Raw genomic sequence first — 261 nt, 5'->3', positions numbered from 1 at the left:
ACGTTCGGGAAGCCAATTACGCTGTGCTTTACTTGCTGCTGGAGAGATAACAAACAGCTTATTAGATAAGTATTCTGCAGTGAGTAATTCATCGGCAGTGTTTTGATCTTGCTGTGTATAAGGCATTTCCCAACTTGGCTGATAATCATTCACGCCAATGGCTTTAGCAAAGCCTTTAAACCCTTCTAACACGTGCGCATGTGGCTGCGCTGCAATGCGTTTATTTATAAATAGGCTATGCAGCTCTTTTGAGCGCGCCCA

Annotated in this window: 1 protein-coding gene; it reads right to left on the bottom strand. The window is 44.1% G+C overall.

The genetic code is table 11. The features are described from left to right. On the bottom strand, positions 1 to 261 hold a 261-nt coding region (locus AAEY62_RS23120; protein ID WP_350636774.1), incomplete at both ends, for a glycosyltransferase family 9 protein.

The sequence above is a fragment of the Pseudoalteromonas sp. GW168-MNA-CIBAN-0100 genome, assembly GCF_040309225.1.
GTDB lineage: Bacteria > Pseudomonadota > Gammaproteobacteria > Enterobacterales > Alteromonadaceae > Pseudoalteromonas > Pseudoalteromonas arctica.
The sequence above is the reverse complement of the archived record's forward strand: the minus strand, read 5'-3'. Positions and strand labels throughout refer to the sequence as shown.